At 59.4% G+C, this 19197-nt stretch carries 23 protein-coding genes and 1 riboswitch; of the genes, 12 read left to right on the top strand and 11 right to left on the bottom strand.

Going from position 1 to position 19197, the window contains the following annotated elements; translation table 11 throughout:
* Window positions 1–12 precede the first annotated feature (12 nt).
* The 3 genes from VL130_RS16490 (at window position 13) to VL130_RS16500 (ending at window position 1190) form a co-directional block, all read left to right on the top strand.
* Window positions 13–357 carry a VOC family protein gene (locus VL130_RS16490; protein WP_325364521.1) on the top strand — a complete coding sequence of 115 codons (345 nt, stop codon included), beginning with the start codon at window positions 13–15 and terminating at the stop codon, window positions 355–357.
* Between the two features lie 70 nt (window positions 358–427).
* Window positions 428–763: a metalloregulator ArsR/SmtB family transcription factor gene (locus VL130_RS16495; RefSeq protein ID WP_325364523.1), complete on the top strand. Its 336-nt coding sequence runs from the start codon at window positions 428–430 to the stop codon at window positions 761–763.
* Window positions 756–1190, top strand: a complete 435-nt coding sequence (locus tag VL130_RS16500; protein ID WP_325364525.1) for an SRPBCC domain-containing protein — start codon at window positions 756–758, stop codon at window positions 1188–1190. Before VL130_RS16495 ends, VL130_RS16500 begins: the two co-directional genes overlap by 8 nt.
* 27 nt (window positions 1191–1217) lie before the next feature.
* Here VL130_RS16500 and VL130_RS16505 read toward each other — a convergent pair whose 3' ends face one another.
* The gene (locus tag VL130_RS16505) at window positions 1218–2189 is read right to left on the bottom strand and encodes a zinc-dependent alcohol dehydrogenase family protein (protein WP_325364527.1); all 972 of its coding nucleotides are present in this window, start codon (window positions 2187–2189) and stop codon (window positions 1218–1220) included.
* Between the two features lie 99 nt (window positions 2190–2288).
* Between VL130_RS16505 and VL130_RS16510 the strand changes: the two genes are divergently transcribed.
* Window positions 2289–3122 carry a LysR family transcriptional regulator gene (locus VL130_RS16510; protein WP_325364529.1) on the top strand — a complete coding sequence of 278 codons (834 nt, stop codon included), beginning with the start codon at window positions 2289–2291 and terminating at the stop codon, window positions 3120–3122.
* Here VL130_RS16510 and VL130_RS16515 read toward each other — a convergent pair.
* The 3 genes from VL130_RS16515 to efp all read right to left on the bottom strand — a co-directional run bounded on the left by VL130_RS16515 (window position 3119) and on the right by efp (window position 5619).
* Window positions 3119–4063: an SMP-30/gluconolactonase/LRE family protein gene (locus VL130_RS16515; protein WP_325364531.1), complete on the bottom strand. Its 945-nt coding sequence runs from the start codon at window positions 4061–4063 to the stop codon at window positions 3119–3121. The genes VL130_RS16510 and VL130_RS16515 overlap by 4 nt on opposite strands.
* Before the next feature lie 86 nt (window positions 4064–4149).
* Complete coding sequence (locus VL130_RS16520) at window positions 4150–4953, bottom strand: inositol monophosphatase family protein (RefSeq protein WP_325364533.1); 804 nt, start codon at window positions 4951–4953, stop codon at window positions 4150–4152.
* 99 nt (window positions 4954–5052) lie between these two features.
* Window positions 5053–5619 (bottom strand): elongation factor P, encoded by a 567-nt coding sequence (gene efp, locus VL130_RS16525; RefSeq protein ID WP_325364536.1) that lies wholly within the window; start codon window positions 5617–5619, stop codon window positions 5053–5055.
* 164 nt (window positions 5620–5783) lie between these two features.
* Window positions 5784–5979, top strand: a riboswitch (cobalamin riboswitch).
* A 100-nt stretch (window positions 5980–6079) separates the two neighbouring features.
* Between efp and metE the strand changes: the two genes are divergently transcribed.
* Complete coding sequence (gene metE, locus VL130_RS16530) at window positions 6080–8398, top strand: 5-methyltetrahydropteroyltriglutamate--homocysteine S-methyltransferase (RefSeq protein ID WP_325364538.1); 2319 nt, start codon at window positions 6080–6082, stop codon at window positions 8396–8398.
* 62 nt (window positions 8399–8460) lie between these two features.
* Entirely contained in the window at window positions 8461–9171 is a 711-nt protein-coding gene (locus VL130_RS16535) for a hypothetical protein (RefSeq protein ID WP_325364540.1), read from the top strand.
* Window positions 9172–9325: 154 nt separating this feature from the next.
* On the opposite strand, the gene thiE is transcribed toward VL130_RS16535, so the two are convergent.
* The gene (thiE, locus tag VL130_RS16540; RefSeq protein ID WP_325364542.1) at window positions 9326–9967 is read right to left on the bottom strand and encodes a thiamine phosphate synthase; all 642 of its coding nucleotides are present in this window, start codon (window positions 9965–9967) and stop codon (window positions 9326–9328) included.
* A 193-nt stretch (window positions 9968–10160) separates the two neighbouring features.
* Between thiE and VL130_RS16545 the strand changes: the two genes are divergently transcribed.
* From VL130_RS16545 to VL130_RS16565, 5 genes are all read left to right on the top strand, one after another.
* Window positions 10161–10874: a glycine zipper 2TM domain-containing protein gene (locus tag VL130_RS16545; protein WP_325364544.1), complete on the top strand. Its 714-nt coding sequence runs from the start codon at window positions 10161–10163 to the stop codon at window positions 10872–10874.
* A gap of 127 nt (window positions 10875–11001) precedes the next feature.
* The gene (locus VL130_RS16550; RefSeq protein ID WP_325364546.1) at window positions 11002–11187 is read left to right on the top strand and encodes a (2Fe-2S)-binding protein; all 186 of its coding nucleotides are present in this window, start codon (window positions 11002–11004) and stop codon (window positions 11185–11187) included.
* Between the two features lie 142 nt (window positions 11188–11329).
* Window positions 11330–11815 carry a bacterioferritin gene (gene bfr / locus VL130_RS16555; protein WP_325364548.1) on the top strand — a complete coding sequence of 162 codons (486 nt, stop codon included), beginning with the start codon at window positions 11330–11332 and terminating at the stop codon, window positions 11813–11815.
* Window positions 11816–11908: 93 nt separating this feature from the next.
* A complete protein-coding gene (locus VL130_RS16560) occupies window positions 11909–12847 on the top strand; it encodes a methyltransferase (protein ID WP_325364550.1) in 939 nt (312 codons plus the stop codon).
* A 16-nt stretch (window positions 12848–12863) separates the two neighbouring features.
* Window positions 12864–14024, top strand: coding sequence for an alpha/beta hydrolase (locus VL130_RS16565; RefSeq protein WP_325364552.1), 1161 nt, complete (start codon window positions 12864–12866; stop codon window positions 14022–14024).
* A 64-nt stretch (window positions 14025–14088) separates the two neighbouring features.
* On the opposite strand, the gene hisN is transcribed toward VL130_RS16565, so the two are convergent.
* The 4 genes from hisN to VL130_RS16585 form a co-directional block, all read right to left on the bottom strand.
* Window positions 14089–14916: a histidinol-phosphatase gene (gene hisN / locus VL130_RS16570; RefSeq protein WP_325364554.1), complete on the bottom strand. Its 828-nt coding sequence runs from the start codon at window positions 14914–14916 to the stop codon at window positions 14089–14091.
* A 270-nt stretch (window positions 14917–15186) separates the two neighbouring features.
* Window positions 15187–15570, bottom strand: a complete 384-nt coding sequence (locus tag VL130_RS16575; protein ID WP_325364556.1) for a helix-turn-helix transcriptional regulator — start codon at window positions 15568–15570, stop codon at window positions 15187–15189.
* Window positions 15571–15759: 189 nt separating this feature from the next.
* Window positions 15760–16287 (bottom strand): DUF1465 family protein, encoded by a 528-nt coding sequence (locus VL130_RS16580; RefSeq protein WP_325364558.1) that lies wholly within the window; start codon window positions 16285–16287, stop codon window positions 15760–15762.
* 161 nt (window positions 16288–16448) lie between these two features.
* On the bottom strand, window positions 16449–16664 hold the full coding sequence (locus tag VL130_RS16585) for a DUF1192 domain-containing protein (protein ID WP_325364560.1): 216 nt from the start codon (window positions 16662–16664) through the stop codon (window positions 16449–16451).
* A gap of 111 nt (window positions 16665–16775) precedes the next feature.
* Between VL130_RS16585 and VL130_RS16590 the strand changes: the two genes are divergently transcribed.
* The gene (locus tag VL130_RS16590) at window positions 16776–17768 is read left to right on the top strand and encodes an NAD(P)H-quinone oxidoreductase (protein ID WP_414636321.1); all 993 of its coding nucleotides are present in this window, start codon (window positions 16776–16778) and stop codon (window positions 17766–17768) included.
* Between the two features lie 183 nt (window positions 17769–17951).
* Here the strand turns inward: VL130_RS16590 and VL130_RS16595 are convergent, their stop codons facing one another.
* Window positions 17952–18431, bottom strand: a complete 480-nt coding sequence (locus VL130_RS16595; RefSeq protein ID WP_325364564.1) for a VOC family protein — start codon at window positions 18429–18431, stop codon at window positions 17952–17954.
* Window positions 18432–18510: 79 nt separating this feature from the next.
* The gene (locus VL130_RS16600; RefSeq protein ID WP_325364566.1) at window positions 18511–19110 is read right to left on the bottom strand and encodes a DUF6348 family protein; all 600 of its coding nucleotides are present in this window, start codon (window positions 19108–19110) and stop codon (window positions 18511–18513) included.
* Between the last annotated feature and the right edge of the window lie 87 nt (window positions 19111–19197).

Below are 19197 nucleotides of genomic sequence, written 5' to 3' on the forward strand. Positions count from 1 at the left end.
AGAGGAATGAGTATGTCCGATAATCAGGTTCTGACACCCATCCTGCCGTGCAATGATCTGGTGGTCAGCAAGGCCTTCTATATGAAGCTCGGTTTCAAGGTTTATCACGAGCAGGACGGCTATATCATCTTCGGTCACGATAACGGCGCGGCCCTGCACCTGACCCGGGCGGTCGAGGGCTGGCTGGTTCCCGGCCGTAATCCCTTCGGCATGTATCTCTATGTCGAAAACGTCGATGAACTGGCCGCCGCCGTTGGCGCCACGGGGGAGGACAAGCCGTGGGGTATGTACGAAGCCATTGTCTCCGATCCTGACGAGACGCTGATCCGTATCGGATGGCCAACCTCAAAACGGTGATTGCAAAGTTATTCATCCAAATGGTTGACTATTTAATTGCGCGGGTATATTCAACTGTTTGGGTGAATAAATGAACGACGATGATCTGTCACGCATACTGAAGGCCGTTGGTGACACCACGCGACGGCAAATCCTCACGCTTCTTGTTCAGGAAGGGGCGTTGAGAGTGACCGCGCTCGCCGCTCATTTCGACATGTCGCTGAATGCCGTCTCCAAACACATCAAGGTGCTGGAGGAGGCCGGGCTTGTCACGCGCCAGACCTTGGGCCGCGAGCATTTTATCGCTGCGGCGCTCGAACCGTTAAAGCTGACTGAAGGCTGGTTCGGGCAACTGAAGTCGATCTGGGACCTGCGCCTTGCCGCGTTGGAAAATATACTTGTTTCAAAGGAGAAACCTAATGAGTGAGTTAGAACTGACCGTAAACCGTACCATCGCCGCCCCGCGCGAAGCCGTTTTCAATGCCTGGCTGTCGCCGGCAACCCTGGCGAAATTCATGCGCACCGCCGCCGATGGCGTAGAAGCCGCCCATGTCACGACCGATCCGGTCAAGGGCGGGCGCTTTTCAATTCTTATGGTGACGCCGGAGCGCGAAATCCCGCATTCCGGCACCTATCTGGAGGTGTCGCCCCATTCACGGCTGTCCTTCACCTGGGAGTCGCCGCATTCGCTGGATGACAGTGTGGTGACGATCGATTTTGGCGAACCGGCGCCGGGACAGACCGAAATTACCCTGAAACAGGTGAAATTCCGCAGCGAAGACGCCCGCGACGGCCATATCAAGGGCTGGACGGCGATCCTGGGCTATCTGGCGGATAGCCTGGTCCCCGCCTGACTTTCGGCCTGCCGGCAAGCGCACCATCTATATATCGATGATGACCTTGCCGGCCGGTTTGCCGGTGACGGCGGCATGGGCGGCGGTAATGTCTTCCAATCCAAACCGGCGCGGATCGAGGCGGGGTATAATCTGTCCCGCATCGGCCATCATGGCGATGTCGCGCAGGATATCGCCATGATGTTTGCGGCCCTTGCCCGTCAGCAGGGGCAGCAGAGTGAAGACCGCCGAATAGGTGGCGGCCCGCAGGGAGAGGGGCGCCAGATTGTGCGCCTCGCGTCCCAAGGCGCTTGTAACGTGGCCACGGACCTTGACGGCTTCAAAGGCCATGTCGATGGCCGGGCCGCCAACCGTATCATAGACAATGTCGAAGCCTTCGCCGACCGTATATTGCGCGACCAGGTCGCTGACCGGCATGTCGCGGTCAATCGGCGTGGCGCCAATAGAGGCCAGGTAGTCGAAATCCTTTTGGGAGGCCGTGGCGAAGACCTTGGCGCCCATTGCCTGGGCGATTTGCACAGTCACATGGCCGACTCCGCCGGCGCCGCCCAGAACCAGAACCGTCTGGCCGGGCTGGAGGCGGGCATGATCCACAAGTCCTTCCCATGCCGTGATCACCACCAGCGGCAAGGCGGCGGCCTGGCGGAAATCAAGCGCGGCGGGTTTGAGGGCCAGGAAGTCGGCATCGACGGCGGCATATTCCGCCTGGGAACCCGGCAGGCCGCCAATGCCCGTGGCCATGCCGTAAACCGCGTCGCCGGGCTTGAAGGTGGTGACGCCATCGCCGACCGCTTCCACCACGCCGGACATATCCATGCCGAGAACGGCCGGTAAGGGCTGGCGTGCATGGCGCGCCACGTCGGCGCGGATCTTGGTGTCGAGGGGATTGACGCCGCTGGCTATAATGCGCACCCGCACTTCGCCGGTTTTGGGATCCGGAATGGGCAGATCGGCAAGGGTGAAATCGGCCTGGGCGGCGGTGAGGAGGGCAGCGCGCATGACAGTATCCTTTCGTGACTGCCGGGACTCTAATCCATGCAAATTTGATTTAAAATAATTATTGGTGCATATGTGTCATGCAAAATTATTTGAGTCGTCATGGAATGGAGTGACCTGAAAATCTTTCTGGCGATTGCCCGCGCCGGCACGCTTGGCGCAGCCGCGCGGCAAATCGGCCAGACCCAGCCGACCCTGGGGCGCCGTCTTCGAGCGCTGGAAGGGGCTTTGGGACAGAGCCTTTTCCAGCGTACGTCCGGCGGATTTGTCCTGACCGACGAAGGCCAGGCTGTGCTGGCCCATGCGGAGCGGATGGAAGAGGCGGCGCTGGGCATCGCGCGCCAGGTCAGCGGCCAGCCGGATCGTCTGAGTGGCTTTCTGCGTCTGTCGGCTTCGGAATGGTTCGGCACCTATGTGCTGGCGCCGGTTCTGGCCGAATTCAGCCGACGGCATCCCGACGTGACGGTTGAACTGGTAACCGATACGCGGCTTTACAGCCTGTCGCGGCGGGAAGCCGATCTGGTTTTTCGCATCGGCGCCTTCGATGAACCGGATGTCCGGCAGCGCCGGCTGCTGGTCCAGACCTATGATGTCTATAAACAGGCCGGCAGCGATCACCGCGACATGGGGCTGATCCTCATGGATACGGCCCTCGATCATCTGCCGGATGTCGCCTGGCTCAAGACGAAGCGACCGGATGCACCGGTCATATTCCGCAGCAACAACCGCGAGGCCCAGGCGCGAATGTGCCGGATGGGTGCCGGGCTTGCGGTCCTGCCGCGTCGCCTCGCGGATCAGCTCGACGGGCTGGAGGTAGTTGACCTGGGCGAGGTGCCGCCGCCGCGAAACCTGTATTTTGGCTATCACCGCGACCTGGCGAAACTGGCGCGGCTGCGGGCCCTTGTACAGCTTGTCACCGAGCGTTTGTGGGATTAGCCCGCGAAGGCGTTGGTTGGCAGGCCTTTGTGGCCGCGGAGCAGCGCCTTCGGCACCTCCCACAGCGTCCCGGCATGCGGATCATCGGCATCGACCGGCGGCTGGGCGGCCGAGGTGACGAACAGCCGATCCAGACCGGCACCGGCGAAGGTCATGCTGGTGACCTGTTTCGCGGGTATCATCACGTCGAAATCCAGCTTGCCGTCGGGCGTATAGCGGCTGATCCGGCCGCCATTATAGTGCGCCACCCAGATGCCGTCGTCAGCATCCGTGGTCAGGCCGTCGGGCAGGCCGACCCCATCGGCGAATTTCGTGAAGACGCGCTTGCCCGACAGGCTGCCATCCGGCGCGACATCGAACGCGTAGACGAGGCCTTCGCTGGTTTCGTTGTGGTACATGCGCGAGCCATCGCGCGAAAACGCCGGGCCATTGGTGCAGAGATAGGGTGCATCGGCCTGATGAACGCTAAGATCGGCATCGACCCGATAGAGCGCCGCCGTTTTTTGCGAGAAGGGCATGTGCATGGTGCCGGTCCACAGCCGGCCCTTGGCGTCGACCTTGGCGTCATTCAGCCGGTTGTCGGTCTTGTCGGCCTCGATGGTGAACAGTGGCGTTAGAGTGAAAGGCTCCAGCGTCAGGGCATGGACAGTGCGCAGGATGGCGACGAGGAATCCGCCGGATTTGCGCAGCACGATCCAGTCGATCAGATCGGGCATGTCCCAGCTTTGTGCGCTGTTATCTGCCAGGCGCAGGGCATTGAGTTTTTTGCCGCGAATATCGACCCAATAGACGGTATTATCCGCCGCCGACCACAACGGCCCTTCGCCAAGGATGGCGCCGCCGGGAGAGCGGGCGACTGGCACGTCTTCAGCACGAGCCAAGGCGGGCAAGGCGAAAGCGGCGGCGCTGGCGGTCAGCGCAAAACGGCGGGTTATATTCATGGCGTCTTCTCTCTGATTTTGTTTTTCAGAGAGTAATGTCCGGACATCGCCCGCCGTCAAGTCATTTCATTTATAATATCAATGGTCTACTTGGCCAGTTGCAGTTTTTCCAGCAGCAGGGGGTAGATTTCGAGATTGCCGCAGATCAGGTCTCCGGTCAGGAGCGGGCCGCGATCTTCGCTATCAAGCGAGCCAAACTTGCCGCCGGCTTCATGAATGAGCAGCAGGCCGGCCGCCATGTCCCACGGTTTCAGGCCACGTTCCCAGAAGGCGTCAAGCTGACCGGCGGCGACATAGGCGAGGTCGAGCGAGCAGGCGCCATTGCGGCGAATGCCGACCGTGCGCTGCATGATCTGGTGCAGTTCCTTGAGCGCCTGAGCGTGGCCGGACTTGCCGATGAAGGGCAGGCCGGTGCCGATCAGGGCGTCGTCGAGGGTCTTGCGGCCAGAGACACGCAGGCGGCGGTCGTTGTGATAGGCGCCCTTGCCCTTCTCGGCCCAGTACAGATCGCTGGTCACCGGATTGAAGGTGACGCCGGCGACGATCTCGCCGTCACGCTCCAGCGCGATGGTGCAGGCGAAATGCGGGATGCCGTGCATGAAATTGGTGGTGCCGTCGATGGGGTCGACGATCCAGCGGTGGGTCTTGTCGGTGCCGATGACCTCACCGGTTTCTTCGCCCAGGAAGCCGTAACCGGGGCGGACGCGCAGCAGTTCTTCCTTGAGGGCGGCCTCGACGCGCTTGTCGGCGGCGGTGACGAAATCACCCGGGCCTTTGCGCGAGACTTGCAGTTCGGTAATTTCGCCGAAATCGCGGGCGACGCCCTTGCAGCCCTTGCGCACCGCGCCGACCATAACCTGAATAAGGGAGGATTGAAGTATGGCAACCATGGGAAAGGCCTTTGAACTGGATTTACAATGTGTAGCGGGGGAATGCCCCCTCCGGCCAGACAAGCTGGCCACCTCCCCCGCAAGCAGGGGAGGAGAAAATTAGTCGGCTCTCTTCATATATTCGCCGTCGAGGGTCGAGACGACGATACGCTCACCCACACCCATGAAAGGCGGGATCATGACGCGCATACCGTTGGAGGCCTTGGCAGGTTTGTAGGAAGATGAGGCGGTCTGGCCCTTGATGGTCGGCTCGGTTTCCATCACTTCCAGTACAACGCTGTCCGGCAGGGTGATGGAGATCGGGCGCTCGTCGTGGAATTCCAGGGTAACGACCATGCCGTCATGCAGGTACTGGATCTGGTCTTCGCCGACCCAATCTTCGTGCAGGGAAATCTGCTCGTAGTTTTCCTGATCCATGAAAACCAGCATTTCGCCTTCGGTGTAGAGATAGAGGTGGTCTTTTTGCTCCAGCGTGACGCGCTCGACGGTTTCTTCGGAGCGCAGGCGTTCATTGAGCTTGGTGCCGGTGATGAGGTTCTTCAGTTCGACCTGGGCGAAGGCGCCGCCCTTGCCGGGCTTTACGTGGTGCGACTTCACGACGGACCACAGGCCCTTCTGATATTCGAGCACCATGCCGGGCTTGATCTGATTAACGTTGATTTTCATGGGATATGACTTGTCAAAAGAGAAACTTGGTGGCGGCGTTACTACTCGGAATGGCTGTCAAGCGCAAGGGGGCTGACAAAAGAGGAGGGGCGGAGGGATGGCGATTCGATATAATCATATAAAGATATCTTTATATCTTTATTGACTTGCTTGAAAATGCGGATTAGTTTGCCTCTGACTGAGGTCTGCGGGTGTGCTTTGCGTGTCCGGAGCTAAGAGGGAAGCCGGTGAGACGCCGGCGCTGTTCCCGCAACTGTAAGCGCGGAGTTCCGGCGCGGTATCCACTGGGTGACAGCCTGGGAAGGTGCTTCGGGGCTGTGATGCGTAAGCCAGGAGACCTGCCCCAGTTCTCATATTCACCACGGGCGGGGTTTCCAGTGGGGCGCAGAAACACCGTGCCATCTGGCGCGTTTGTATCGTTGCGCTCAATGAACCTTTGCTTCCTTCAAAGGAACCAAAAATGACTATCATCCAAACCGCCAATCTCGGTTTTCCCCGGATCGGCAAGCGGCGCGAACTGAAAGCCGCGCTCGAATCCTTCTGGTCGGGCAAGGCCGATCAAGCCAGCCTGCTGGAGACCGCCGCCGGTCTGCGGGCGCAAAACTGGCTGCGGCAAAAGGAACTGGGCATCGATATCCTGCCCTCGAACGACTTCTCGCTTTATGACCATTTGCTCGATACGGCTTTCATGGTTGGCGCTATTCCGGAAGGACACAAGGCCGCTGGCCAGTCCGATCTCGACACCTATTTCCTGATGGCGCGCGGCTCGGGCGACGAACGCTCGGCGTGCGGCCATGACTACGGAACCGGTGTCACGGCGCTGGAAATGACCAAGTGGTTCAACACCAACTATCATGTGCTGGTCAGCGAACTGAAGCCGAGCCAGATGTTTGAACTGACGCACAACAAGCCACTGGCCGACTATCTTGAAGCGAAGGCATTGGGCCACCAGACCCGCCCGGTGCTGGTCGGTCCGGTGACCTTCCTGTCGCAGGCCAAGCCGGCGATCGGCGGTTTCAACACCTTGAGCCTGTTGCCGCGCCTGCTGCCGGTCTATGCCGAAGTGCTGCGGACCCTGCGCGATGCCGGCGCCGACTGGGTGCAGATCGATGAGCCGGTGCTGGCCAGGGCGCCGAACGGGCAGGTGGCTTTGGCCCTGACCGAGGCCTATGCCCATTTGGCGCGCGAAGTGCCGGGCCTTAACCTGCTGCTGACCAGTTATTTCGACGCCCATGACGCCAATATCGAACTGGCCTTTTCCTTGCCGGTGGCGGGTGTCCACATCGATCTGACGGTTCGGCCAGATTTGCTGACCAGACTGCCGACGCTGGCTGGTGGCAAGGTGGTGTCGCTGGGTGTCATCGACGGCCGTTATATCTGGAAAACCGACCTGACGGCCGTACTCGATCATCTGGAACCGGTGGTGAGCCGGCTTGATCAGGTCATTCTGGCGCCGTCCTGTTCGCTGCTGCATGTGCCGATCGATCTGGCGCAGGAAGAAAAGCTCGCGGCTGACCTGAAATCCTGGCTGGCCTTCGCCGAGCAGAAACTGACGGAACTGGCGGTGCTCAAGTCGGCGCTGGAGAATGGCCGTGACAGCGTGGCTGAGGCGTTGGCGGCCAATGCGGCGGCGATTGCGGCGCGCAAAGCCTCACCGCGTATCCATAATCCGGCTGTCGCTGAACGTGTCGCTGCCCTGACTCCGCCGATGTCCGAACGCCAAAGTCCGTTCGCCGAGCGTATCCTCAAGCAGCGCAAGCGCCTGAACCTGCCGCTTTACCCGACCACGACTATTGGTTCTTTCCCGCAGACTGCCGAGGTTCGCGCCGCGCGTTTGCAGAATGCCAAGGGGCAGCTGAGCGACGCCGACTATACGGTCTTCCTCAAGGCCGAGACTGAAAAAGCCATCCGCTGGCAGGAAGAAATCGGTCTCGATGCCCTGGTCCACGGTGAATTCGAGCGCAACGATATGGTGCAGTATTTCGCCGAGCAGCTTGAGGGCTATGCCTTCACGCAGCACGGCTGGGTGCAGTCCTACGGCTCGCGTTACGTCCGTCCGCCGGTGATCTTCGGCGATGTGTCCCGTCCGAAACCGATGACGGTAGACTGGGCGGTCTATGCGCAATCCCTGACCGATAAGGTGATGAAGGGCATGCTGACCGGCCCGGTGACCATGCTGCAATGGGCCTTCGTGCGCGATGACCTGCCGCGTTCGGCCGTTTGTCGTCAGATCGCCCTGGCCATTCGTGATGAGGTGCTCGATCTTGAAGCCGCCGGCATCCGCATCATCCAGATCGATGAGGCGGCCTTCCGCGAAGGCCTGCCGATCGATCCGGCAGCCTGGCAGGGTTATCTCGACTGGGCGGTTGAGTGCTTCAGGATCGCTTCCGCCGGCGTCGCTGATGAAACCCAGATTCACAGCCACATGTGCTATTCGGAGTTCAACGACATTATCCGGGCCATCGCAGCCATGGATGCCGACGTCATCTCCATCGAGACCTCGCGCTCGAACATGGAACTGCTGGAAGCCTTTATCGACTTCAAATACCCCAATGAGGTCGGGCCGGGCGTCTATGATATCCATAGCCCGCGTGTGCCGGAAACCGACGAAATGGTGCGCTTGCTGGCCAAGGCCGGTCAGCGCCTGAAGGCGGAACAGATCTGGGTCAATCCGGATTGCGGCCTGAAGACGCGCGGCTGGGCCGAGACAAAGCCGGCTCTGGAACGCCTGGTCGCAGCGGCGAAGGCCATGCGCGCCACGCATCCTGTTTGGGTGTAAGGTGACTATTCAGGTCCGCATCCTTGCGTTAGGGTGCGGACCTGATCTTACTCGGGGGGCTTATGTCGCGTTATCTGACTGGATTTGTGGTTCTAAGCCTGCTGGCTGTTGCGGCCTGTTCGCCGCGATCACCTGAGGAAACCCCGGCGTCCTCTGAAGCGGCATCGGAGGCTATGGCATCGAGCTTACCGCCGGCTGACTATACCTCGCTCGCCAATGTCATGACCTGCGACTGGCCGGTGAAGAAGACTGACACCGCCGAAAGTCTGCTGGCGACCTATAAAAGCTATGCTCAGGTGGCAACTATTCCCGGTGCTGAAGGCACGGAAGAAAAGGGCGTTGTCCTTTATGGCGACGATCCCCGCCGCAAGGTCGAGGTTTTCTTCTATGATGAGGCGATGACCCAGGTATCAACCGTGCTGATACGGGGCGACTCGCAATGGTCGGGCCCCAAGGGACTGCATCTCGGCAGCGCCTTGGCCGATTTAGAGGCTGCCAATGAAAAGCCATTCAGGCTCGGTGGTTTTGACTGGGATTACGGTGGTTATGTAACGGACCTGAACCGGGGTAAGCTGGCGAAGATCAAGGGCAAATGCACATTGGGTATCCGTTTGGGTATCCCGGAAAATGGCGGGCCTGTGGCGGACTCCATCGAAGGGGATCGGTCGCTGATCTCGACCGATCCTGCGGTCATCGCCGCGAAGCCGGTGGTGCAGGAATTGTCTGTCGGCTGGCCACAGCCCGAAGCCGTCCAGGAAGACGACGTTCAGTAGGACAGCAGTCCGGCCGCCAGAACCAGGCCGGCGATAAAGAAAAAGCCCAGGGCCGCAAACGCGACCGTATATTTGAGTTTGTAATTCATTAATGGCCCCCGCCAGAACGCGCGGAGGATGCCATATTTCCTGAAAATGCCAAGTTACAACCCTGTCAGGTTGTAGAAATCGCCGCGAGCAGTGCTTTTACCCCTGCGCTGGCGCCTTGCGGATGGTTCCAAACCGCGCCAGAGACCGCGATGAAGTCGGCGCCGGCAGCGGCCACTTCACCGGCATTTTCCGCCGTGATGCCGCCGATGGCGACGCAGGGGATTTCGATCGATTCCTGCCAGATGCTGAGGGTTTCGAGGTCCGCCATGTGCTCGACTTCTTTCGTCGTGGTCGGGTAGAAGGCGCCGAAAGCGACGTAATCGGCGCCATTTTCCGCCGCGTCCATGGCCAGGTCACGGCTGTTATGGCAGGTGACGCCGATCATGGCCTCCTTGCCGAGCAGGGCGCGGGCCTCTTTCAGCGGCATGTCCGACTGACCGATATGCACGCCGTCGAGCTTCAGCGACTTCACCAGTGGCACGCGGTCATTCATCAGTACGGCGACGCCGCGATCCTGGGCGATCGGCGCGATGACCTTGGTGACGGCGATCAGATCGTAATCGCTCAGGTCTTTCAGGCGGATTTGCAGGGCCGCCACATCACCGGCATCGAGCGCGGCTTCCAGTTCGCGCGTGAACGCATCGAGGTCAGGAATAGCGGGTGGGGTGATGAGATAAAGGCGGGCCTTGTGGGTATTTTGGGTCATGGCGGTGGTTTGCCTTAAATGCGGCGTCAGAGCAAGCAGAACACAAGTAAATCCTAAGGGCTGAGGCTTACCGTTCCCTTACCTAAGCGGCAACCTTCCTCATTGTGCCCTTCAGGCCTCTGCCTAATATGTCGCTTAACTGACCGGCGGAAAATTTCGGCCGGAAGCTATGCACGAACGAGGAGTGACTTAGATGGCCTTAACGAAAATGACCTTAGCGGGGGCCGCTATAATATTGGCTGCAACGACCGTTGCGCCGGCTGCCATGGCTCAAACGCAGTATCAAAGCCAGAGCAATTCGCAATATGATGGCTATTGCTATGTGAAAAAGGGATCGAACACGACGGGTACGGTTGTCGGCGCGGTGGCCGGTGGCGCACTGGGCAGTCAGGTATCCAAGAACGAAAAGGGCCTTGGCACGATCGCCGGCGCAGTTCTGGGGGGCGTTATCGGCAATCAGGTCGGCAAGACCAACGACACCTGCCTGAACGGCGAATATTATTCCTATCAGAGCGGGTCTTACTCCCCCGCCTATGCGCCGGAAGGCTATAATATCGTTTATTACAAGTCACGTCCCGACAGCAAGATGTACGACGTCGTCTATTATGATACGCAGCGCCACACCAGCCCGGCTTACGGTTATAATAATAACGGCAATCAAGGCGGCTACAATAATGGCTCAAACGGCGGTTATAATAATGGCAATGCCTATAATGACGCCCGAAATGGCACCCAGGGGTGGCGCGACACCGCCGGCACCTGGCATACTGACAAGCCCGTCGCCTTTGGCTGGAAAGACAGCCGAGGCAGGTGGCATGAAGGTCAGCTTCAGACCTACGGCTACAAGGATCGCAACGGCAAATGGCACGAAACCGGCGCCCAGGGCTACGGCTACAACAACAACTAGCCAGGTTATAAACCCTCCGGATTTTCCGGAGGGTTTTTTCATAGCCAAGTGGTGCGAATGACTTGCAATTGAATCGCACTTATGTTATTTGAGACGCATTCGCATTGTTGTTCAGCCTGAGTTTGCCGTGTACGTCTGTAATTGTAACGCCATCCGAGAACGTGACGCCCGTAATGCCATTGAGTCCGGCGCCGCCACGGTCAAGGCCGTCTTCGATCATTGCCAGACCCGTCCGCAATGCGCCAAATGTGTGTGCGATATCCGAGACATGATCGACAACGCGCAGATTACCATGGCGATGGCGGCGGAATAGCCTTTATAATCCGGCATTTGGTCCTGCGATTAAATCCTATTTTCATTCGCAGTAAGTTTTTGTTTTAATTAAAAGAATAGCTTCACAGGTTCTCTCCTGCGGATTATGCTGCGCGCTGCAATATACCGCACAGGAGCGCGCCATGAAGGGCCAACCCGAAATCATTAAGCTGTTGAACAAGGTGCTCACCAACGAGCTGACCTCTATCAACCAGTATTTCCTGCACGCCCGCATGATCGAGAACTGGGGCATGTATCACCTCGGCCGCATCGTTTACAAAGAATCGATCGAGGAGATGAAGCACGCCGACCTGCTCATCAAACGCGTCCTGTTCCTCGACGGCCTGCCCAACCTGCAGGATCTGCACAAGCTGAAGATCGGTGAAACTATCACGGAATGCCTGGAATCGGATCTGCGCCTCGAACTGCTCGGCCGCGAAACGCTGGTGCCCGGCGTCAAGTTCTGCGACGACAACATGGATTATGTCAGCCGCGAACTGCTGCGCCGCATCCTGGAAGACACCGAGCACCACATCGATTTCCTCGAAACCCAGCTCAACCTGATCAAGCTGATGGGCGAGCCGAACTACATCCAGAGCGCCATGAAGGAAATCGAAGGGGAAGGTTAATATCTTCTTATAATGGCCTTTGACCTTTCCTGACGAACCTCCTAACGTGCCGCGGCAAATCAAGCCGGATTTGCTGAGCTGGGACCGGTCGTTTTGAGCGTTTATAACCGCAGAGAGTTTGCCAGGCTGGGTTTGGCCGGGGCGGTCACGCTTGCCGGATTGGGGGCGGGCCTTGCCGCCTGTGGCCGCAAACGCGATCGGGATACGGTGATCGATCCTGACGCCGATGCGTCGCAGGTCATCGATCCCAAGCTCGCCGCGCAGGAAGGCACGCTCGAATGGGCGGTCAGTGGCAACTGGCGCAATGCGGTCGACAAGGGCCGCGACAGATACCGCCATCCCGTCGATATGCTCAATTTCTTCGAGGTCAAGCCGAAGGATATGGTCATAGATATGTGGCCAGGCGCCGGCTACATGACCGAGATCCTGGCCCCCTACCTGAACAAGGGCAAGGGGCAGTATGTCGCCGCCCTGATCGAGGCGAGCGCCGTGCCGGAACCCGCCGCCGCTTCCCTGGAAGACAAATACCGGGCGCATTTCGATTCCGATAAAAAGCTTTACGGCACACTGACCTACGCGGCCTTTGGTGAAACCAGCGGGGCGCTGGTTGAGGCCGGTGGCGCTGACTGCGTATTGTTCCTGTTGGTCATTCATGACTGGATCGCCAAGGGAATCGCCGAAAAAGCGTTCGGCGACGCTTTTGCGGCTCTGCGTCCCGGCGGTATTCTCGGCGTCGAGCAGCACCGCGCTGATATCGGCAATGTACAGGACCCCGGCGCCACCACGGGCTATGTGCAGGAACCGCTCGTCAAGCAACTGGCGACAGAGGCCGGATTCCAGTTCGTCGCCGAAAGCGAGATGAACGCCAACCCGAAGGACGACAAGGATCATCCGTTCGGCGTCTGGACTTTGCCGCCACAGAGATTGACAGCGCCGCGCGGACAGGCGCCTAATCCGGAATTCGACGGCAGCCTTTACGAATCGATTGGCGAGAGCGATCGTATGACGTTGAAGTTCAGGAAACCGCAATGATGGGGAAATTGCACACGTGAGCCGGATAGCCGCCCTTTCGACCAGCGCACCGCTGATGTTCACGCCGGAATCGCGGGTGCCCGAAGGCGGGGTCGGTGAATGGTATCGCGGCGCCGGAGGGTTGCGCCTGCGACTGGGATTCTGGCAGACGGTCAAGCCGGCGCGCGGCACGGTTTTCATCTCGCCGGGGCGCTCAGAACCAATTGAAAAATATTATGAAATTATCCGCGATCTGATCGCGCGTGATTTCTGCGTTGTGGCGCATGACTGGCGCGGGCAGGGGCTTTCCGCCCGCCTGCTGCCGGATCGCCTGAAATGCCACGCGCGTTCGGCCGATGAGTTTCTCGACGACTATCAGCGCCTGCTCGATACCTTCGAGGAGCGCGCACCCAAGCCTTGGCTCATGCTGGGGCATTCCATGGGCGCGGCGCTCAATCTCGCCACCCTGGCCAAGGGGGAACAGCGGATCGTCGGCGCCTTCTTCACCAACCCGATGCTGCGCGTCAAAACCGGCAAACATTCGCTGTGGTCGGTCAATTTCCAGGTCAACTGGCAGGTCAATCACGGCCGGGGTTCGGATTATGTGCCGGAACTGTTCGATGATCCGTTCATGCACACCTTCGAGGAGGACGCCCTGACGCATGACGCCGAGCGTTATTCGGTGTGGCATGAGCAATTGTTCGCCTGCCCGCACCTGGCGGTCGGATCGCCGACCTGGGGCTGGCTGCAATTCGCGCTCAAACTGGGCGAGGGGCTGCTGCTCGACAAGGCCAAGGTGCTGAAAAAGCTCAAACTTCCTGTCAGCATCGTCTGTTCGGGCGATGATCACGTCATCAACAAGCTGCCGACCAAGGGATTCACCAAGAAACTCGGCAAGGGGCAGTATGTCGAAATCGCCGGCGCCGAGCATGAGGTGTTGATCGAGGCCGATGAATACCGCCGGCAGGCGATGGAGGAATTCGACGCCCTGGCGGATTTCGTGGCGCCGCACGCCTTCAGCCACCAGACGCAGGCGACTGTTCAGGATAATCACGCTGACTATGGCTTCGGAGTCGCGGTGGCTGATGTCGCCGAGGTCGCTTCGGAATTGCCGGAGGGGATTTCACCGGAAAGCCTGATCGCGGAAGAGGAAATCCTGCCGGATATGCCCGATCCGGAAGGCCAAAAGAGCGCTTAAGCGCAATCCGAAGAGTGTTGCACCGCACCGGCGGCCCGGTTTTCGGGAATAGTTGCGCGTCAAACTAAAATGTCGCGGCCGGTTTCAGATGCGCCAAGGCTTTTTCAAGCAAGGCCTGTGAACCGGCGGCGATGACCTGACCGGCTTCCGGGCCGACCGGCTGACCATTCCAGTTGGTGACGATCCCGCCGGCATTCTCGATCACCGGTATGATGGCTTCGATATCCCACGGCTTGAGACCGGTTTCCAAAGCGATATCCATCGTGCCCGCCGCCACCATAGCGAAGGCGTAGGCGTCGCAGCCGTAGCGGACAAGCTTGGTAGCCTGACGCAAGGACGTATAGGCCGCGACCTCATCACCGGCATAAAGATGCGGATCGGTGGTGCCTATAACGGCGTCGGCCAGGTTCGGACAAGCACGAACCGATAACGGTATGCTGCCTTGCGGGGTGATCAGGCGCGAACCAAGCGGCGAGCCAAGATAGACCTCCTGCAACACGGGCTGGGCGATCAGGCCAAGCACCGGACGCCCCTGATAGCGCAGGCCGATCAGGGTGGTCCATAGCGGCAGGCCGGAAATGAAGGCGCGGGTACCATCGACCGGATCGAGCACCCAGACAAAATCGGCGTCAGCGTTTTCACTGCCGTATTCCTCGCCAATGATACCGTGATGGGGATAATGCCGGTTGATCAGGGTGCGGATGGCGCGTTCAGCGCCCTTGTCGGCCTCGGTCACCGGATCGAAATGGACATCGGCGCGGCTGGCATTGCCCTTGTTAATCTCGCTGAGATCTTTCTGGCGGAACAGCGGCACGGCGACGGTCGCGGCGGCGACGGCCAGTTCGAGCGCGAAGGTTTCCAGTTCTGCGTAATTTGGGGCGTTTTCAGACATAGAACCCGCATAGCCTGAGCGGTCATGCGGGTCCAGATGTTTTGGTGAAACCGGTCAGTAAGATACCCCCCACCACATCTCGCCAGCGCAAGCGCAAGCGCTGCCTTCGTGCGATCCCATGGCTGGCGAAAGCTATACTTTCGCTGGTGCCAAACCCCGACAAGCGGGGAGGTACAAGATAGACTCCAAAATTCATTCATAGAATTCTGGCAAGGCCGACCGGTCGCCGCGCACGTTTGCGCGTAACCTCTTACGAAGGAATCAGGCGGCTTAAGCCGCCTGTTCGTTATCGCCATTGAGCGACTTCGCCAGGTCCAGCAGACGACGGCGCGGGCGCTCGGACAGGCGGTAATAGGCCTGGATCAGGTCGAGCGTTTCCTTGCGCGAGAACACTTCGATGCCTTCGTTATTGACGGCGGCGACTTCGGTCGTGTCGTCAGTCAGGCCGTCATAGAAGTAGTTGATCGGGGTTTCCAGCGCCTTGGCCAGTTGGAACAGGCGGGCAGCCGAAATGCGGTTCGCGCCACATTCGTATTTCTGGATTTGCTGGAAGCGGATACCGACCGCCAGCGCGAGTTGTTGTTGCGTCAAACCAAGCAGACGACGGCGACGGCGCAGACGCTTACCCAGGTGCAGATCGATATCGGTGGCCATGATTGGAACCCCTAAACAGACTTGTGGCGCTGTGTCAGAGTGAAACAGCTCGCCTTATAGGTTTCACAACTCGTGCCACACGTTTAAACAGGGAGGTGTAGGTCTGCCGGAAGGGGAATCCGGGGCTGGATACCGCCCATAAAAAAGGCGTGACCCGGAAGGTCACGCCTTTTTCAGCATTTACAGAATTTATGCGTCCTGGCCGCTGAAGGTCTCGCTGGCGAAAGCGTTTTGCAGCATGGCCATCTGGTTCATGACCTGATTGACCGGGGTCTCTTCGGATTCGCCATCAACGAACATGCGCTTGTCCATGTGCGAAATACGCTCGTAAAGGCGGTTGGAGCGATCGAGCAGGTTGAGCAGACCGCCGGGCAGGGCCTGGGGCTTTTCCGTGCCGTCGGCATTGAGCGCGGCGATGCGATATTTTTCGTCGCAGGCGTCCTGGGCCGGCATATCGCCTTCGCGGACGGCGCGCTGCACCAGAAGCCACGAGGCGATCTGCATCAGGCGGGTGGTCAGGCGCATACTTTCGCCGGCGTAGAGCAGGGCGTCTTCACGTGGCAGCAGACGGGAATCGCGGCGGCCGTCGCCATCAAGATAGGCGGCCGTTTCCTCGACCAGCGCCATGCCTTCCTTGAAGGTGCGATCAAACAGATCGGAGGAGGCAAAATCACGCACGATACTGACGCGGGCGTTAGGGGCGGTGCTGTCGGACATATACTGTTAGCCTTATGCTGAAATCTGGTCGGCGAAGGTCTGTTCTGACCCACGTAAGTCCTGGCGGGCCTCTGACCCACCGGACATACCATCATTGAAACCTCAGGCAGGCACTGCAACGCTTGTGCCAGTCAGGTAAGCCACATGACGGTTATTAATCGTTAGTTATCCTTAAAAGAGAATAAAGCGTCTGCGTCGGAGCGGCGATTTTTTTTGCGCTCCAGCGCGTCGTTCGTGCGCGTGATCTCGGCTTGCAACGCCTCTACGCGCGCTTCGAGATCCTCGACGCTGTAAGGGTCCAGGTCCTCGCGGACAAGGCCGTGCAACGGTCCGGCGTTTTGCCGAGCCAGGGCTTCATTGTCATCCTGCATCGCCATGCTTATATCCCATTGACCTATCTTTCTGGACATCAGGCGGCGTTCCGCGCCATCGTCCGGTCACAGATGAAACGCCTCTTGCGCGAAGAAATCAAGGAAAACGAATCAGTCATGCAAGCCATTTCAGTCCGCGGCGACGGGAAAAATTCAGCCGATCTATTCCTGAATGAAACACAAAAACCGGAACTATCGCCCGGACATGTGCTGATCCGAACCGCCTTCGCCGGCGTCAACCGGCCGGATATCCTTCAAAGAAAAGGCAATTATCCGCCACCGCAGGGCGCGTCGCAAATCCTTGGGCTGGAAGTCTCCGGCGTCATCGAAAGCCTTAATCCGCCGGTTAACTATAGCGATGATATAGGCTGGAAAGTTGGGGATGAAATTTGCGCCTTGGTTAATGGCGGGGGCTATGCCGAGTATGTCTCTGTGGATATCCGTCATCTGCTGCCGGTGCCGCGTGGTCTGTCGCTGGCAGAGGCGGCGTCCCTGCCGGAAAATATCCTGACCGTCTACGCCAACCTGATGGAACATGGCGCGCTGCAACCGGGTGAGACCGTGCTGGTGCATGGCGGCAATTCCGGCATCGGCGCCATGACGATCCAGATGGGGAAAGCGTTTGGCGCCAAGGTTGTCGCCACGGCGCGCGGTGCGGATAAATGCGCCTACACCAAATCGATGGGCGCCGATCTGGTGATCGATACCGGGACCGAGGATTTCGTGGCGGCGGTGAAGGCGTTCGGCGGGGCCGATGTGGTGCTCGATATCGTCGCCGGGGACTTCTTCGCCAGGAACCTGGCCTGCCTCAATATGCACGGGCGGATCGTGCAGGTCGGCTTCGGCAAGGAAGCGGTGGTCGAAGTAGACCTGCGCCGCATCATGGCCAAACAGGCGATCGTCACCGGTTCGATGTTGCGGCCGCGCTCACCGGATGAAAAGGCGCGGATCACGGCCAAGGTGCATGAACGCGTGTGGCCGCTGATCGAAAGCGGTCAGATAAAGCCGATCCTGGCGGAGACGTTCGATTTCGCCGATGCCGCCAGCGCCCATGCCTGGATGGATGCCGGCGATCACAAGGGCAAGGTTGTGCTGCGCGTTTCAGCGTGATATAGCAAATTGAACAATGTTCATTTTTGTGGTGTGATATGAAGAAGTGGATGATCTGGCTGGTTATATCGATCTGTGTGGTGGCGGGCGCGGCCTGGGGTGTCGCCAAGGTGTTTGACCCGCAAGCCGCCTGCCTGAACAGTGGCGGCAGGTGGCAAGCAGAGCACTGCGAGTACTGAAGGCTTATGCTTCGCCGCGCACTGCCGCCTCGATTTTGGCGACGTCGATCTTGCCCATCTCCATCATGGCCTCAAAGGCGCGCTTTGCTACATCCCCGCCCTTGGCCATCGCGTCGGTCAGGACGCGCGGGGTGATCTGCCACGACAGGCCCCATTTGTCCTTGCACCAGCCGCACGCGCTCTCCGCGCCGCCATTGCCGACAATGGCGTTCCAATAGCGGTCGGTCTCCGCCTGGTCGTCCGTGGCGATCTGAAAGGAGAAGGCTTCGCTTTGCCGGAATGCGTCCCCGCCGTTGAGGCCAAGGCATGGTATGCCGCACACCGTAAACTCAACCGTCAGGACATTGCCCGCCTTGCCGCCGGGAAAGTCTGACGGCGCCCGATGCACCGCGCCGACAGAGCTGTCGGGAAAGGTTTGGGCGTAGAAGCGCGCGGCCGCTTCCGCGTCATGGTCGTACCACAGGCAGATGGTGTTCTTGCTCATCGTTCCTCTCCTTGCTTGTTATGGTCAGCGAAATTATAGAAAGACGGGCAATTCTGCCAATAAATATCCGGTGTCTTTTTTAGGCCTTCACCAACAGTATGGCGTTGCGCAGAGTGTAGTCGCGGCTGTCATATAGCCAGTCGAGCGCGCAAATCTGATTTTCCAGCGCGGGCTGACGTACACCATCGAGCCTGATATCAGCGGCGGGGCCGTCTTCATCGACTGTGACGCCGGTGGACAGCCAGTGCATATCGCCATCCAGCGGCTGTTCACGTAAAAAGACCTCAATCGTCTCGAACAGCAGGTAAGGCACCGGCGGGCGCTCACCCTCGATTCGGCGCAGATACAGGCCGACAAAGACCTGCCACGGGCCATCATCGCGTTTAATGATCTGGCGCGTCACCATGCCAGGATTATGCCGGTTCCAGAAAGCGCTCAGCAAAAGCGGAAAGACGCCATCACGAAACATCTCCAATCCGCCATCGACCGTATAGAGTTCGGTCAGGCTGCCATCTTCGGTCAGGGCCAGTTCGATATAGAGCAGACGGCCGGCGATACGCGCCCGGATCGCCGGGTAGAGGCCATCGACCAACAGCCAGTCACCACGCACCTCAGGGCTCAGGCCGTGGGCGTCAAACAAGGCCGCCAGATCGGCTTGCAGGGGTGTGAAATCGCTCATCACCCGTACCATAGGCGCGCCTCGACATCTTATCCATAGGGCTTATGAAACGGCTTCCCTTTCGCCCGAAATCGCACTATACCATCC

This window comes from Asticcacaulis sp. (assembly GCF_035497195.1).
Classification (GTDB): domain Bacteria; phylum Pseudomonadota; class Alphaproteobacteria; order Caulobacterales; family Caulobacteraceae; genus Asticcacaulis.